Origin of the sequence: Bradyrhizobium sp. Gha (genome assembly GCF_900113735.1) — a bacterium.
Lineage (GTDB): Bacteria > Pseudomonadota > Alphaproteobacteria > Rhizobiales > Xanthobacteraceae > Bradyrhizobium.
Genome location: NZ_FOQM01000039.1, coordinates 26,104 through 40,133, shown reverse-complemented (window position 1 = coordinate 40,133; position 14,030 = coordinate 26,104). Strand labels below are relative to the sequence as shown.

The following is a 14,030-nucleotide window of genomic DNA, read 5'->3' as shown; positions in this document are numbered from 1 at the left end:
CGCGGGGCCTCATCGATGGCGCATCTGAGCGGCACCGAATCAAACTGCTCCTTAAACATCTTCACGACGCCCCGAACACGCTGGACAAGCAGGCCGCTTCAAGAGGGCCTGCAAAGCTTGGCATTCGCAAACTGCGTCTGCCGCTATTTCCCGACAGTATAATGAGGCTGAAGCGCTCTCAATTGTACGCGAGTAAACGTCAAATATGGGAACGGTTGAAATCCGCATACCAAGGTTTATCGGGACTTGCTTCGCGCTCGATCGAGCGGGCCTAGCACCGAGAAGAAGCGACACCGCGCACCTATAGGCACCCTCAAAACGGATGACGCGATTCGCTCTCCCATGCGGAAGATTTTCGGCGAGCGCACGTGAACGACAAAGAGGCATCGCGGTGGGCCTAATTACTTTTTCAAACTTCAGTTTGCTATCCAATCTCCCGCAGTTTGGTAAAATCGATTGTTTCGATGCAATGCATCCACGCGATGGATAGACTTACGGCATGCGGTTCAAGGGACTCGATCTAAATCTTCTCGTTGCGCTCGACGCCGTCATGACGGAGCGCAATCTCACAGCGGCGGCTCGCAAAATTAACCTGAGCCAGCCCGCTATGAGCGCTGCTATCGCACGGCTGCGCACCTATTTCCGCGATGAGCTATTTACTATGAAAGGTCGAGAACTCGTCCCGACCCCTGCTGCGGAGGCACTTGCAGGCCCGGTTCGCGAGGCTCTGCTGCACATCCAACTCTCGATCATATCACGAGAGGCATTCGACCCGGCTCAGTCCACTCGGCGCTTCAGGGTCATTCTCTCGGATTTCATGACAATCGTGTTTTTCCGCAGAATCATCGACCGGATGGCACAAGAAGCCCCCGCCGTGCGCTTCGAACTGCTGCCATTTTCCGATGAACCGGATGAGCTGCTGCGGCGGGGGGAGGTCGACTTTCTCATTCTGCCGGAACTGTTCATGTCGAGCGCGCATCCTAAGGCGACGCTGTTCGACGAGACGCTCGTATGCGTGGGATGCCGTGCGAACACGCAACTATCCCGGCAGCTTACGTTTGAGAAGTACCTCTCGATGGGACACGTGACTGCCAAGTTCGGGCGGGCACTGAGACCAAACCTCGAAGAATGGTTTTTGCTTGAGCACGGCGTCAGAAGACGAATAGAGGTCGTCGTGCAGGGCTTTAGCCTGATTCCGCCTATACTGTTAGACACGAGCCGTATCGGCACGATGCCCTTACGCCTGGCCAGACACTTCGAAAAGCGGATGCCACTGCGGATCATCGAACCGCCTCTCCCCCTACCCACATTCACAGAGGCGCTGCAGTGGCCCTCGTTTCACAATACTGATCCCGCGAGCATCTGGATGCGACGGATAGTACTCGAGGAGGCATCCAACATGGCATCTGGTGAGCAGAAGCCTCCAAATCGCAGGCGCTGTTAGCGCTTACCGTCAGCCGCACCCTGAACACCCAAGCACGAATGCGGCGAATGGTCGCGAAGGCGTTCCCAGGTGCAAGGCGATAAAACTCACAAGAGTGGTTTGATACACTTGCGCTGGATTCAAGCTCCATCCGGCGCTATCGCGGAAGAACATGCCTCCAGTACAGATGTTTTGCCTGGCGAATAAAAGAGCTTGAATCGGACATTGCGTCAGATTGTAGGATCACGATCCTGACTGGCGCTGCACGACGCAGCTCTCGACGGGGCGCTTTGGCGAACTCACCGCGCTCACGGCGGCCGGGTTGACCTGGCGTCAGCGATCTACACTGCCTGGTCAACCGGAGCCGGCCAGACCAATCAGCTTAGAGGCTCCTGACGCTCTCCTGCCGCTGCTGACCGGCCTACTGCTGCTCTCTACTCTAGAGATCACTTCGCGATCTTCTTTTCGCGATGCCGGGATTGGCCGACGTTCATTCGGGCGCGCCAAGACGATTGCTCAAGACGCAGCTGCGAGCCCACGCTTTTGCGCCGCAAAGACGTTTGTCCCAGATAGGAAGAGATGCGTTTCAAAGGTCTAGATCTTAATCTTCTCGTCGCGCTCGATGCTCTGATAGCTGAGCGCAACCTAAGCTCGGCGGCACGAAAACTCCATCTCAGTCAGCCGGCCATGAGCGCAGCCGTGGCGCGGCTGCGCTCGTACTTCGGTGATGATTTGTTTGGAATGAGGGGCCGCGAGCTCGTCTTGACGTCCCGCGCGGAAGGCCTTGCGGCTCCCGTGCGCGAGGCTCTAAGGCACATTGAACTCTCAATCATTGCGCGAGACGCGTTCGACCCAGCTCGACTGAGCCGCCGATTCAGGATTGCCCTTTCTGATTTTATAACAATTGTATTCTTCCGAAACGTCGTGGAGCGCGTCACGCGAGAGGCCCCGACCGTCAGCTTCGCACTGGTCGCCCCGACCGATCAGCACGAGCAGCTTCTCCGCCGCGGCGAACTCGATTTTGTCATCCTGCCGGACTTTTTGTTGTCGAGCGCGCACCCCAGAGCGGCGCTATTCGATGAGAGACTCGTCTGCGTAGGCTGCGGCACGAACAAGGAATTACAAAACCGGCTTACATCCGATCGATATATGTCGATGGGCCACGTTGCAGTTAAGCACGGAGCTGTGCCCCCGGGGTCATTTGAGCATCCATTCTTAATCGATCCCGGCCCCTCCCGGCGCATCGACATTCTCGTGCAGAGCTTCAGCATGGTGCCGCCGCTCTTACTTGGGACGAACCGCATCAGCACGATGCCGCTAGGGCTAGCTAAGCATTTCCAAAGAACGATGCCACTTCAGATTGTCGAGCTTCCGCATCAATCCCCCGCTTTCACTGAGGCGGTCCAATGGCCCGCGCTTCACAACAGTGACCCGGAAAGCCTGTGGCTGAGGGAAATCTTCCTGCAGGAGGCCACCCGCATGGCAACAGTACAAGAGCCGCCTATTAGCACTTCCCAAGAATCGCACGCCGCGGGAGATTCCGTACGATCTGTCTCGTCATCGTCGTAAGGACGTTCCGCGGCCGCGAACCTCTCATTCCGACGCAGATCACACAGACGCCTCGCATGGTTTGCTCTCATTGCCCAACAATAGAGACCCTCGCGGTGGACTCCGTTAAGGCGCTCTTCGGCCTTTCGTAGGTTCGCGTTAGCTCCTCCAAGCTGCACACTGTCAGCCGCATTAGAGACGCCAGCGGAGCAATGAGTCCACGCTGAGCGTTACACATCCGGCCGCGGGACGCACCTGCCAAAAGAGGTCGGGACATGCGCGGACTCTCGTCGTCAACTGTCCAGGTCAGCAATTGCTGCCGATGAACCGATCCGATCAGCTTCTCCGGAGCCTTGCCAAATTGCGTTGTGAGCACCGCGGCCCTCGACCTTACACATGGCCAGGAGCCGCCGCGCTGTCTAAGCAAGTGTCGCATACGCGTGTGGCCCTGTCGCATCACCGAGCGGAGCATCGCGACACTCACAGCTGAATGCCGCACCTATGTCTTCTTTTGGCCCTACCGCAGCCAAACGTCTTGACGACGTGCGCTGCGCTTGATGCAAACCAAAATAAGGAGCTTGACGTTGAACCTTTGCAGCGGGGTCTTCGATCCGGAAGAGCTCTCGGCCCTCGGACGAGTTTACGACGACGCAATCAACGCGCTTCCCCCATCCATGCGGAGTCAAGACAATCGCACAGCTATCGCCAAACTCATCTTGGAGCGTACGGCCGCTGGCGAGACTCGATTGGTCCGCCTGATGAACTTGTTCATTACCCTTTCCCCTGAGGTTGATCAGCTGCCATCTTAAGGATAGTCACCACACGCGGTCTGGAATGGAAGACGATTTAGCTGGAGCTTACAAAGCCGCTTGAATCATACGTGACGTCAGGTTGTAGGCTTTGAAATTGAAACAACATGAACAGACCTGCACCAAGACGGCGTCGATGGCGCATTGGCGAACTTGCAGATGCGACCGGAGTAACGGTACGCACGTTGCACCACTATGAGCACACTGGCCTCTTGGCAGCCACGGAGCGCACCGACGGTGGTCACCGGATGTATGACCGAGAAAGCGTGCAACGGGTTCACCAAATTCGTGCGCTGCGTGAGCTTGGTTTCTCGCTGGTCGAGATCCGTAAAGCTATGGAGGGCACCACCTCACTCACGGACCTTCTGCGCAAGCATCTAGAGCGCATAGAGCTCCAAGTTGCCCGAGCCACTCTATTGCGCGACAGATTGCGTAACATGACCGTCGACGGCGAGGCGAAGGTAAGTATGGATGAGCTACCTGCCACCCTCAGTGCGATGTCGCGGGCGGAGACGCGTGGTGATCCGCCGCCATGCGCCTGCAATCTTGCCGCGGACCGCGAGGACCGCTGGCGGCGAATCCGTGACGACCTTCGTGCGTGCATGGAGGAAGGCGAACATCCTTGTGGCGAGCGCGCAAAGGCTGTCGCGGGTGCTGCGCGCTTGCTGATCAGCGAAATCGCGGGCGCCGATTCACGCGTTTCCATGATCCTGAAAGTACTCGCACGATTAAGCGCCCCCCGCAGCCTGGCTGGCTGGGATCCCTGCTTAATGCAATATCTCGATCTCGCCCTTGGCGGGTTGGAAGAATAGCCGTACTGATGCATTCACGGCCATTGGCAGTAGCTTACGTTTCCATCATTCAGCCAGTGTAGGCTGAAAGCGCGGGATTGACGGCCGCCCTCTTTGTGATGCGGCTATGAGGTTTAGCGGATCGCAGAGATTGGACTCTGCCCAACGATCCGCGTCCCCGGAGCATCTACTGCTTGTCCCAAGGGGCTTGATCCGGACGTAACGTCAGATTGTAGACCTTCGCCGATGGGGCCCGTCGAACCAACGCGCGTTTGCCTCGGCAAGCGACCTCGAACGGCGGCAGATCACAACTACATGCGGTTTTACTTTAGATGTCCATCGGAATGGTAAATATGCGGCCTGCCTCTATTGCGCGTGCAGCGCTTCTCTTCTGCGCTTTGGCCTCTCCCTTCGCGCGCGGCTCTGAAATAAAGATCGCGGTAGCTGGTCCAATGACCGGAAGCAGCGCAACGTTCGGCGCGCAAATGCGCGATGGTGCGGCTGCGGCAGTCGAGGCCATAAACGCTTCGGGCCTACTTCCCGACCATGCCAAGGTCGTACTGAGTGTCGTTGACGACGCCTGCGACCCAAGACAAGCTGTCGCAGTCGCGAATAAGCTCGCAACAGAGCGGGTTCTGTTGGTGGTTGGCCATTTTTGTTCCGCTTCTTCGATCCCGGCCTCTCACGTCTATGCCGAAGCAGGCATCGTTCAGGTATCACCAGGCTCATCAAGTTCTCGGCTGACGGAGCGCGGGCTCGAAACGATCTTTCGCATCTGCGGCCGCGACGACCAACAGGGAATCGTTGCCGCCGACTACATTCATGCGAAGCACACCAACGAGAACATCGCGGTGCTCGATGACAAGAGCACTGCTGGCAAGGGTATTGCCGACGTGGTCGAAGCCCAGCTTCATCGGCTCGGGCGAGAGGTCAGCCGGCAAAGCTATATCGCCGGTGAAAAGGACTTCAGAGCGTTGGTTTCAAGAATGAAGAAGGATCGGGTGCGCGTCGCCTATATCGGGGGCTACCACACTGAAATTGGATTGTTTGTACGCCAGGCGTCAGAAGCAAACGCAAACTTCGTAGTCATGGCCAACGATCCGTTGATGAGCTCCGAATTCTGGGCCATCACCGGCAGCGCTGGGAATGACACGTTGTTTACCTTTATGGCTGACCCCGCTGGAGATGCCAACGCGGCCGGCGTGGCCGCCACCCTCAAAGCCTCCGGCCTGTCCGTTGAAGGCTACACGCTGTACGCTTATGCAGCCGTGCAAGCCTGGGCAGAAGCGGTGAACCGGAGCGGCTCCTTCGATGCTGCCCGGGTCGCCAGCGCGCTCCGTTCACGGCCGATCGATACTGTAATTGGGCAGGTCCGGTTCGATAAAAAGGGCGACAACACGGCTTCTAGATTTTTGGTTTACCGCTGGCGCGACGGCCATGCTGAACGGGTCAAGGAGTACTGATTCTCATGCAACGCCGCCGCCCGGAACGAAACGTATCGCGAATGATGAGACGTCCTCAGAACGTCTTCGCAGCGATAATAGCTGGCTGCTTTATACTCCTCGCTCTTGGAGCATTTCTCGCGCTCGCTGCCGCGCTCGCAGAGCTACCCAGCCCTGACCAGACAGAGGTTCTACGTCCGATGATAGACAAATAGCAGCCCCCTTTGCCTGATCCGCCCAGCCATAGGGTCTCTGAAACCGGCCATGTAGTTCTACCGGGTTTGAAGACATGATCGTTCTGCGGCCAAGTGATTGCAGGTTCAAGATAGGGCAAAGCGAAGCTAACAATGCTTATGGTCAAGCACGGCGTAGCTGAGAGGCCGTCGCGCTTTCTGTCAGATTCGGCTGGACCAGCATCCACGTATTCTCTTGTCTCGATCACAAGCTCTGATCCACGAACGAATGAGAGAGGGACGGTATGACGCAGTCGGACCCACTACCTAGGCTATACCAGAGTAGTGGGGGCAGCCGAGCTGCCGGATAGAAGACGCACGTCTCCCACTTCGGAGACCGCCCAGAGTTCGGGATTCATCGAAACTATTCGTGCCCCCTCAATCATGGCCGGCCGGCGGATCAGCAACCTGCCGACATCCCTCAAGCTTGCCGAGACTAGACAGCCGGAAACACCAATCAACGGGTTTCCGATGAAGGCAGTGAGATAGCTGCCTATCAACGAACTGGATGCATTCCATCAACACTTTCGATTTTACTAATTCTAGCCTAACACCGCATAAGTCGGCCGCCGGCTTACGGAAAGCACAGCTCACGAATGTCGCGTGTTATCAAATGCTTTTCAGCTTGGTCGCAGTCCAGCTCACGTCTGTCGTGGCTGCGTCGAGCGTTGCTTGGCAGCGAGACATGTGGGGGCGAATGCAGTGCGAGGTCAAATCTCAGTCTGGCGCGCAATCTCTCACATCGTCGCCATCTCTTTTGGCATGATACTTGATGAGGCCAAGACGTCAGCTCTCACGCAAACTGTTCGGCAATGGTAAATGCTCTGCAGCATAGAGCTTGGGCAGCTGAACTGCCCTCTGCACCGGTGCGGGTTGGACTTTTCGCTCCGACCAGGCCGGTAGCGTCACCTGTCCGACACTGTCATCGCGGCCTCCGACCAAAGTGGTACAATCGGCTGCATGGCGTCGAACGGAGTCACTGCTGCTGCCGAGCGCAGGATGGCTCGCAAATCCGTTCAAATCGCCGGCAATCAACAGTTTTCGTTTTCCCTTTGGACCGTCAGTCTGCCTTTGCAGACCTTTCGCGGCACCTATGTGCCCCTTTTAGGAAACCGGCGCACCTCCCGTGCAGCATTCATTTGTCCAGCGAAGCTTCCGCCGTTTGGCGTACGCAAAGCGATACCTTTAGTCAGCCTGTGTTGCATTCACTACTTTGGAGAAATACCGTGGAACTTGACCCTTCCAATTCACGCATACAACACCTCGAGGATCGCATCGATCTGCAACTCGACATCGTGGCGGGACTCATGCGCGAAGAAGGCAACGAGCTCGAAGCGATCCGACTGCTCAATGCGCTCTTAAGTCAAATGATTGCGGCGGAGCTGGAGCTCGTCCAGCTTGGCGACGCCCGAACCGGCGGCGGACGAATGCGACTGTCGCAAGACCGCGGCGTCTACTACCCCGAGGATCTTCGGGTTTTGGGACGCCTTTTTGATCAAACTGTGGCGTCGTTACCGGAAGCGCTACGCACCTCCGCCAATCGAATGACGATCGCCAAGCTCATTTTTTCACGTGCAGCAGTGGACTGAGGTTTATTACGAATGCTCGGTGCCGGCTTCCCCTCCGCTCCTTCTGTTTTGAGCCCGGAAACGAACGGCCACCGCTTCTTTTACCAGGTGACAAACAGCCCGTCTCGCGAGCATCTCAATTGCCGTTGCATCGCGCTCCCGTGTAGGCGACTGACCTGGAACAAGCGCCACACACAGAGCAGAAAGCCGTACGCTGGGTGAGTAACACGTCGATGGGTCATTCGGGATGTGTCAGAAAGCCGACACGTCGCATCCGGAACACGCTACGTGATCCTGGAGCGAATATAACCAGCGCCATTGTGTTTGAACGCTTTTTGGCCGCAGAGCGAGAAATGATCAGGCCTGTCATTTTCATAGCGCTCGGCTTGAGTCGCTACTGTTTGGTGCAGATGCTCCGAGCATGAAGCGCAGCCACATCTAGCGATTTTTGACCGATGCCGACCAACAGGACCACTCCGGCAAGCAAAGAACGATGGACCCGCATTTCGATTTCGATTCTAACTTTTTCCGAATCCTTCCGATTGCGGCCAAGCAATGCGACGTTAGGTCATCGGAATTTCAACAAGCATGTATATGCTCCCTACAAAGCATCGAGAGCAGACCGATAGAAAGTCTGCTGGGTTGATGTCCTGCCTGCTGACACACGCTGCATAATCTCGGTTTGCTCTGTTTCAGGATGTCGAGGAATGTTTGAGATGGATCAGATCTTTTCCCAGAACGCGCAGGTGCCAGACGCCGTCGTGAGCGCCGCATTTGACAAGGCATGGAGCTTTGTCGAGACGGATCCGTTGTTAGCACATAATCTCAAGGCCGTTCTTCATAGCCGGTTGCGCACTTACCTCGAATGTTCGGTTAAAAACGGCGAACGGAATACTCTAACTCTGGCAAACGAAGCGATACGAAACTTGCGGGCTGAATTGGCGCCGTCGAGTCGGAAGTGAGGCGCTTCACCTTTCCCGTCGAGAGGGTTTGGTCTCATCGCATTCAGCGGTGCAATACGATAGAACAACCGGGTTAGCGCGCGATCGAGCAGACTTTACTCTCCTCTTGTGCATCTTCGTTGATGAGAACGTTGCCGAAAGCTGTTACCTCTGCACCTCATCTGCCGACCCGAGGCCCGTAAGCTGAACACCGGGCCGGGTCGACGATGAGAGGCCGCGGCAGCACTGGTATTCGTTGACGTCAGGGCACTGATCATCATTTTCTCTCCTGCCCCTGAGCTCGGCACAATCGTGCAAGTGTTGCCGGACGAGCCACGTTGGCGCGCCATCGAGCCAGCATTTTAGGCGCGGCTTGTTGGCGTCCCTTGCGACAGATGGAGCCAGACACCTCCGCTCTGCGTCGCAGATCATCGTTAACCTCTCGTTAAGTCTACAGCATTGAAATCGTTAGGTAGGATGCGCTGTTGGGGGCAGAATGCGTCGGTTGTTCGCAGATGTTCACAAGGAAAAGCGGTACCGACCATACTTGACCTTTTTCGCCGATCGCGGATCGTACCCCTTTGGATATGGAGGAGATTATGGGCGAAGCAAAACGCCGCAAGCTGATGGATGTCCAAGGAGGTCTCGTCGTCTATCACCACACCAGCACACTTCGAACCAACTTGCTTTGGATGTCAGGCGTGATCGAAGTCGAGGGTAAGGGGCTTCCGCCAATCCATCCTCGTCTCGGCCAAATCACGACGGACGCTAAACTTCGTCGGTCTATGACAGATTTCCCTCCCCTGGCCTGGTTCACCTCCGAGATCACGATCCCGAATTGCTTGCGTGACACGCAAATCAGGTTGGTGGACGCCAATGGTTCCATCAAACACGAGGATTTCCCAGGAGAGGACGTATCGGACGCTCTGGCGTTGAACCGGGTCGCCATCGGGTTCAGGCTTTCTGAGAATCCAACAATCGGTCGTTGGCAAGATCATCCAGGGTATTCAACCGCAGAAGGCCGGGAACTGAATGAAACGGCTGCCGCGCTCGGCGATGATCCGAGTCGCTGGTATGTCTCTGAGGAGCCCGTCGACCTCCTAAAGTCAGTCCAGTTTTGGAGCTCGAAAACGGTGATGAACCCGCGTCTCGAACGATTCGATGCGTACCTCAAAGACATGCACAATATGGTGCGTCTCTGTCGCGCTCGAGGCGCATATATACCTCCGACATGGCTAACGGCAGCGGAGGCGGAACTGCTGGCAGCGCGGGTTGGACTTCCAGCTCAATCAGGCGGCGCAAGGCCCACCTAGTTGCCGAGCCGAAGTTCCGTCCCCGACTTCTACAAGTTCTATTCGACCTTCAAATGCGACGACGATGTTTGCTTTCCGCCCGTCCAGTTTGGAGGTCTCCCAAGCTTCTGTCGTGTGCACTTAAAAGCAGGTGATCCAACCGCTGTGGAATGGATTAACGCTTGGCCGGCGTCGAAGATAGCGACGACCTGTCCGCTGATTTAGAGCTTGGCGTCGATACGCCGAGGACGCCATTCGATAAGCGAGGCATATGCGTCGCCCTGGCTTCATCGCAATCGTCCTGGCCGCAATTTGCCTCGCGCTCAGATAGAATCTTGCATCCAGCAATGTGGCGGCTGGTTTTCACGCGCGGCTTGCAGACCTGGTGAGTGCGAGAGCGTTAAATTAGAGCCGGCCCAAGCCCATCAGCTATAGCCCACGTTGTCAAAGATAGATGCCGCTTTGGGAGCGGCCTACCCGCCATCTGCCACGAAACTTGCCAGCACCATGAGCACGAGCTAGCTCGCGCGACGATACTCCCAAATACAATCGAGCAATGTCTCATCAAGATCGGGCAATGGTAGAAGAGTCATTCCCTGATTTAGATCATCGGCAAAGAACAACCCGTTTGAACGCGCAACCAGTTTGCGTCTTATTCCGTCATTTCGATCTGTCCAGCGCGCGACACGACCGAAATTTTCGGTCGATAGAAAAGAGGCCACGTCGTTATAGATTTCCGCGCATCGTTGCAGACATTCGAATGAGCGTTCGACCGCCTTGCGGCGCTTCTTCATATCGAGCATCAACGCCATCTCGAACGAATGGTCATTGATGCTCCGAATAGCCTGAGCTACCTCTCGATGCGTGTTCATGGGATCGAAGAAGCCAGATCCGAGCAATGTGCCAACAGTAACCTCTTGGTAGGTAAATCGCCCCTTGTATTCGTCGTCGCCCCGAGTTAGAGCCTGTTGAAATGCGGAAGCTCTAACCTTCCGGTGAATGCTCAGTCTACCGTCACCGCGAATTGCCACTTCGTTGAGTCGGGAAGAGACTTCTCCAAAAATCCGACAGAACGCCGCCCTTCGGCCCTCAAGATGCTCGAAGACCCGAAGCCACTGCGGCAGTTTGGCCTCCAGTGCGTCTCGGATCATCGTCAGACGGTCATACATTAGCAATTCGTACTGATGATCGCTTCTGAACTGCAGACGTTTCTCGGCCTCTTCCCAACTCGCACCGAATTTCTTTTGACCGCATGCGCTTCCTACCAGCACGCGCTGGCCAGTTGTCAGCGCGGCAGTGAATCCTCTTTTGTGGCGGTGAGCCTTACAGACAACGCAAAATGCCTTTTCGATCGGGAAACGTGCAAACTCGTAAATGTTCAGAATATCGAGCAGCTTTGCGTCATCCGGAATGTAACTGATCAGATCTCGCTGATCATACGGGTCGGTAAGGCGGAAAACGGTATTACGGATTAGGTCGGTATTAAGAGCACCTGCCATTGACGGATTTCTCCTAGGCTGTTGATGCGATTACGTTGCCTGGTTGGCCGCAGTTTCCCCAGCCCGCTGGCATCAGGCACACGAATCATCGGTCTGATCGCATCTTAATTCGTTGAGATGCAGAAGACGTTTTTGGATAGTTTCGGGGAGCCCGATATCGTCCTGTGTGTGGTTCTCTGGCTAAGCAGTCCGCGCTATTGGGCCCAACACTGTCACCACCTCGGCGAGTTTCGCTGCCACCTTCGCCATAGTATTCTCCGCAGTAATAGTCAGACCGCTTCGCGAGGCGAGCATCGGGCTAACGTTGCGGAGAGCTTCAAACGTCGTGCCATACGCAATGGGGACAAGTTGGTCGCGCGATAGGAGTACCGATAGCTCTTTGTCAGAGATGGCCCCCTCTGAATCGAGGCGGCTCAGCAACGCAGGTGTCACCAGCACAATCCCGATTCGGGACTTCGCTAGGCCCCTGTCGATTTCGCGAAGCAGTGACGTGCCGAGTGCTACATCTTTCTCGCTGAACCAGACCTTAACACCTTGTGCCTCGAGCAGGTCGTGCAACTGCTTGGCGGAGCCTTGGCGATCGTCCCACGCATGGCAGAGAAAAATGTCTCGAAGGTCGGGTAGCGGCGCTCGCTTCTCAACAGTATCGCGGATGGGAGTGAGCGTCTGAACCTCGGCGGGCGAGTACACCACGGATGAACCGGCACGCGACCATCGCGGTCTTGGGCTGCTATCGGACCCGCCGCCGCCGCTTCCGCCACCACCACTTCTGACCGACGGAGAATACGATGCGGACGAGTAAGATGGCGCCGAGTAGCTACTGTAGCCACCATAGCGGCCGCCCCAGCGTCCGCGGCATGCAGGGCATCTCGCTGCAGCGCTCGCTGAGCGATGGCCTTCTGAAGGTGCTGTGCATCTTCCCATGATGCACCTACCGTCCTGTACGATGCTTGGTGGCATCGACGAGAATGTAGCTCATACCAGAAACTGGCGTCGACGGAAGTGGCTCGCCACGGGTAACGATGCGCTCCTCTCCGGTCCGTCCGCCGCGGGGGCCGACTTGCAGGTAATTCCCTGATCGTGGGGCTTCTTCACCCGGCTTAAATGTCTTTAGCATGCGCCCGTCCAATGCAAGAGCCAGGATTGACCGCAGGCAACGACCAGACGAATATCAGGTCGCCTTACCGGGGCCTGTCCCATGACGGCTCTCAACGACATGGGGCGGTTTTCGAAGCCGTCAGGTCTGACCACCTGGCTGCTTCGTCGTTCAGGCGCGCGTTTCATTGGAATGCTCACCCCAACGACCCATAAATATTATGGGTGAATAAAGGTTTCAAGGCGGAAAAACAGGAAAATTTTGGAGAACGCTCGATGGCATCCCTAGACGAAAAGGGCCCGTCTCCAGGCCCTTAAAACGCTCAAACTGTCGAAATTCGTAGCAGTGATCCAGAGGCCTATGCCTGCATCTGCTCAAGTTGCGGCACGTGTAACGGCTTCCAGTTGCTATTGTTTTTCTTAAAGCAGGTAGGCCTGTTTTCCAGTCGGTCGAGGTCGGCAAGACGCTCAAGCATTTGCCGAATGTGGACATCTCCTCCAACGAACTCCGAATACAGGGCGCGGAGCAGCCGATCGGCAGTGCCCGGGATGAACTTGCCCCGGTTCTTTTCCCACAGCCTAAGGGTTTGCTCGGTCGCACCGATGATGCCGGCGAGATCGCGCTGGGTTAACTCCATTTCAGTGCGAAGGAAGCGGACCTCTGCACCATTGAGCGGAATAGGACGCGCGACGAGGTGTTTGCCGATTGCCTTGTGCAAGGCGGCAGCGTTTTGAATCGATACGCCTTCGCCGTACGGCGTTTTGTGGATCGTGAAGCCGTCAACCAGGTAAATGTTATCAAGGCCGCTTTCTGTGTAATGGTGGCGCTTTGACATGGCCTTCTCCTCCTCAGAAGGTGGTGACGATGATCAACCGCGAAGGCCAGTCAATCGCGACAACGCAGGTGATTTGCTCACCAGCGGTGAAGCGCGAGAGATTGACTTGCCAGCTCCCATGCGAGTTGATGAACGGACCTTCTGTAATGCTCCCCATTTGAATGCACCGCTCAATCTGAGGGCGCGTGATACTCCGCTGTCTTCCGCGCGCACGCGCGTGTTTGATGACGACGATGTTGTTACTGTCGGCAGCGAGCATGCGAACGAGCTTGAGCGCGTCCGCACTGTTGAGCCGATCTGGCTGTTGGGCCGGCGGGAACGCGCGGCCGATCTGAACGACTTTGGCCGAAGCACGGACCGGTTGCGCTTCGGCAGCCTGTATCTTTTTCGGTCGCCTTGGCTTATCGTCCGGTTCATTCATGCACGTATAAATATTATAGGTTACCGCGCTGTCAACACATCCTTTGCACGATCGTTCCTGACAGACTTAATTTCGCGGGAATGTGACACGCGAGAAACATGGTATGCAGCAAAACAGCCTATTTTAGCGTCC

At 56.4% G+C, this 14,030-nt stretch carries 13 protein-coding genes; 8 read left to right on the top strand and 5 right to left on the bottom strand.

Going from position 1 to position 14,030, the window contains the following annotated elements:
* The first annotated feature begins 499 nt into the window (after nt 1–499).
* From nodD1 to BM222_RS32490, 7 genes are all read left to right on the top strand, one after another.
* Nucleotides 500–1,444 (top strand): transcriptional regulator NodD1, encoded by a 945-nt coding sequence (gene nodD1 / locus BM222_RS32525; protein ID WP_092237706.1) that lies wholly within the window; start codon nt 500–502, stop codon nt 1,442–1,444.
* Nucleotides 1,445–2,002: 558 nt separating this feature from the next.
* A complete protein-coding gene (locus BM222_RS32520) occupies nt 2,003–2,992 on the top strand; it encodes a LysR family transcriptional regulator (RefSeq protein ID WP_092237703.1) in 990 nt (329 codons plus the stop codon).
* A gap of 895 nt (nt 2,993–3,887) precedes the next feature.
* A complete protein-coding gene (locus BM222_RS32510; RefSeq protein ID WP_092237697.1) occupies nt 3,888–4,592 on the top strand; it encodes a MerR family transcriptional regulator in 705 nt (234 codons plus the stop codon).
* Between the two features lie 311 nt (nt 4,593–4,903).
* A complete protein-coding gene (locus BM222_RS32505; protein WP_244547349.1) occupies nt 4,904–6,034 on the top strand; it encodes a branched-chain amino acid ABC transporter substrate-binding protein in 1,131 nt (376 codons plus the stop codon).
* Nucleotides 6,035–7,472: 1,438 nt separating this feature from the next.
* Nucleotides 7,473–7,835: a NolY gene (locus BM222_RS32500; RefSeq protein WP_092237695.1), complete on the top strand. Its 363-nt coding sequence runs from the start codon at nt 7,473–7,475 to the stop codon at nt 7,833–7,835.
* A 686-nt stretch (nt 7,836–8,521) separates the two neighbouring features.
* Nucleotides 8,522–8,776, top strand: a complete 255-nt coding sequence (locus BM222_RS32495) for a hypothetical protein (protein ID WP_244547348.1) — start codon at nt 8,522–8,524, stop codon at nt 8,774–8,776.
* 578 nt (nt 8,777–9,354) lie between these two features.
* A complete protein-coding gene (locus BM222_RS32490) occupies nt 9,355–10,068 on the top strand; it encodes a hypothetical protein (protein ID WP_143106128.1) in 714 nt (237 codons plus the stop codon).
* Nucleotides 10,069–10,565: 497 nt separating this feature from the next.
* On the opposite strand, the gene BM222_RS32485 is transcribed toward BM222_RS32490, so the two are convergent.
* Complete coding sequence (locus BM222_RS32485) at nt 10,566–11,546, bottom strand: hypothetical protein (protein ID WP_092237689.1); 981 nt, start codon at nt 11,544–11,546, stop codon at nt 10,566–10,568.
* 180 nt (nt 11,547–11,726) lie between these two features.
* On the bottom strand, nt 11,727–12,236 hold the full coding sequence (locus BM222_RS32480; protein WP_349509892.1) for a toll/interleukin-1 receptor domain-containing protein: 510 nt from the start codon (nt 12,234–12,236) through the stop codon (nt 11,727–11,729).
* Nucleotides 12,237–12,334: 98 nt separating this feature from the next.
* On the opposite strand from BM222_RS32480, the gene BM222_RS43140 reads away from it, so the two are divergent.
* Nucleotides 12,335–12,472: a hypothetical protein gene (locus BM222_RS43140; protein WP_349509891.1), complete on the top strand. Its 138-nt coding sequence runs from the start codon at nt 12,335–12,337 to the stop codon at nt 12,470–12,472.
* 5 nt (nt 12,473–12,477) lie between these two features.
* Here the strand turns inward: BM222_RS43140 and BM222_RS32475 are convergent, their stop codons facing one another.
* From BM222_RS32475 to BM222_RS32465, 3 genes are all read right to left on the bottom strand, one after another.
* Nucleotides 12,478–12,663, bottom strand: coding sequence for a YjzC family protein (locus BM222_RS32475; protein WP_092237683.1), 186 nt, complete (start codon nt 12,661–12,663; stop codon nt 12,478–12,480).
* A gap of 337 nt (nt 12,664–13,000) precedes the next feature.
* Complete coding sequence (locus BM222_RS32470; protein ID WP_177243595.1) at nt 13,001–13,477, bottom strand: helix-turn-helix domain-containing protein; 477 nt, start codon at nt 13,475–13,477, stop codon at nt 13,001–13,003.
* A 13-nt stretch (nt 13,478–13,490) separates the two neighbouring features.
* Nucleotides 13,491–13,898, bottom strand: coding sequence for a DUF4258 domain-containing protein (locus BM222_RS32465; protein ID WP_092237680.1), 408 nt, complete (start codon nt 13,896–13,898; stop codon nt 13,491–13,493).
* Between the last annotated feature and the right edge of the window lie 132 nt (nt 13,899–14,030).

Bases quoted from the DNA above. Each gene is read 5' to 3' on its own strand.
- nodD1 (WP_092237706.1), top strand. From the start codon at position 500: ATGCGGTTCAAGGGACTCGATCTAAATCTTCTCGTTGCGCTCGACGCC.
- BM222_RS32520 (WP_092237703.1), top strand. From the start codon at position 2,003: ATGCGTTTCAAAGGTCTAGATCTTAATCTTCTCGTCGCGCTCGATGCT.
- BM222_RS32510 (WP_092237697.1), top strand. From the start codon at position 3,888: ATGAACAGACCTGCACCAAGACGGCGTCGATGGCGCATTGGCGAACTT.
- BM222_RS32505 (WP_244547349.1), top strand. From the start codon at position 4,904: ATGTCCATCGGAATGGTAAATATGCGGCCTGCCTCTATTGCGCGTGCA.
- BM222_RS32495 (WP_244547348.1), top strand. From the start codon at position 8,522: ATGTTTGAGATGGATCAGATCTTTTCCCAGAACGCGCAGGTGCCAGAC.
- BM222_RS32490 (WP_143106128.1), top strand. From the start codon at position 9,355: ATGGGCGAAGCAAAACGCCGCAAGCTGATGGATGTCCAAGGAGGTCTC.
- BM222_RS32485 (WP_092237689.1), bottom strand. From the start codon at position 11,546: ATGGCAGGTGCTCTTAATACCGACCTAATCCGTAATACCGTTTTCCGC.
- BM222_RS43140 (WP_349509891.1), top strand. From the start codon at position 12,335: ATGCGGACGAGTAAGATGGCGCCGAGTAGCTACTGTAGCCACCATAGC.
- BM222_RS32475 (WP_092237683.1), bottom strand. From the start codon at position 12,663: ATGCTAAAGACATTTAAGCCGGGTGAAGAAGCCCCACGATCAGGGAAT.
- BM222_RS32470 (WP_177243595.1), bottom strand. From the start codon at position 13,477: ATGTCAAAGCGCCACCATTACACAGAAAGCGGCCTTGATAACATTTAC.
- BM222_RS32465 (WP_092237680.1), bottom strand. From the start codon at position 13,898: ATGAATGAACCGGACGATAAGCCAAGGCGACCGAAAAAGATACAGGCT.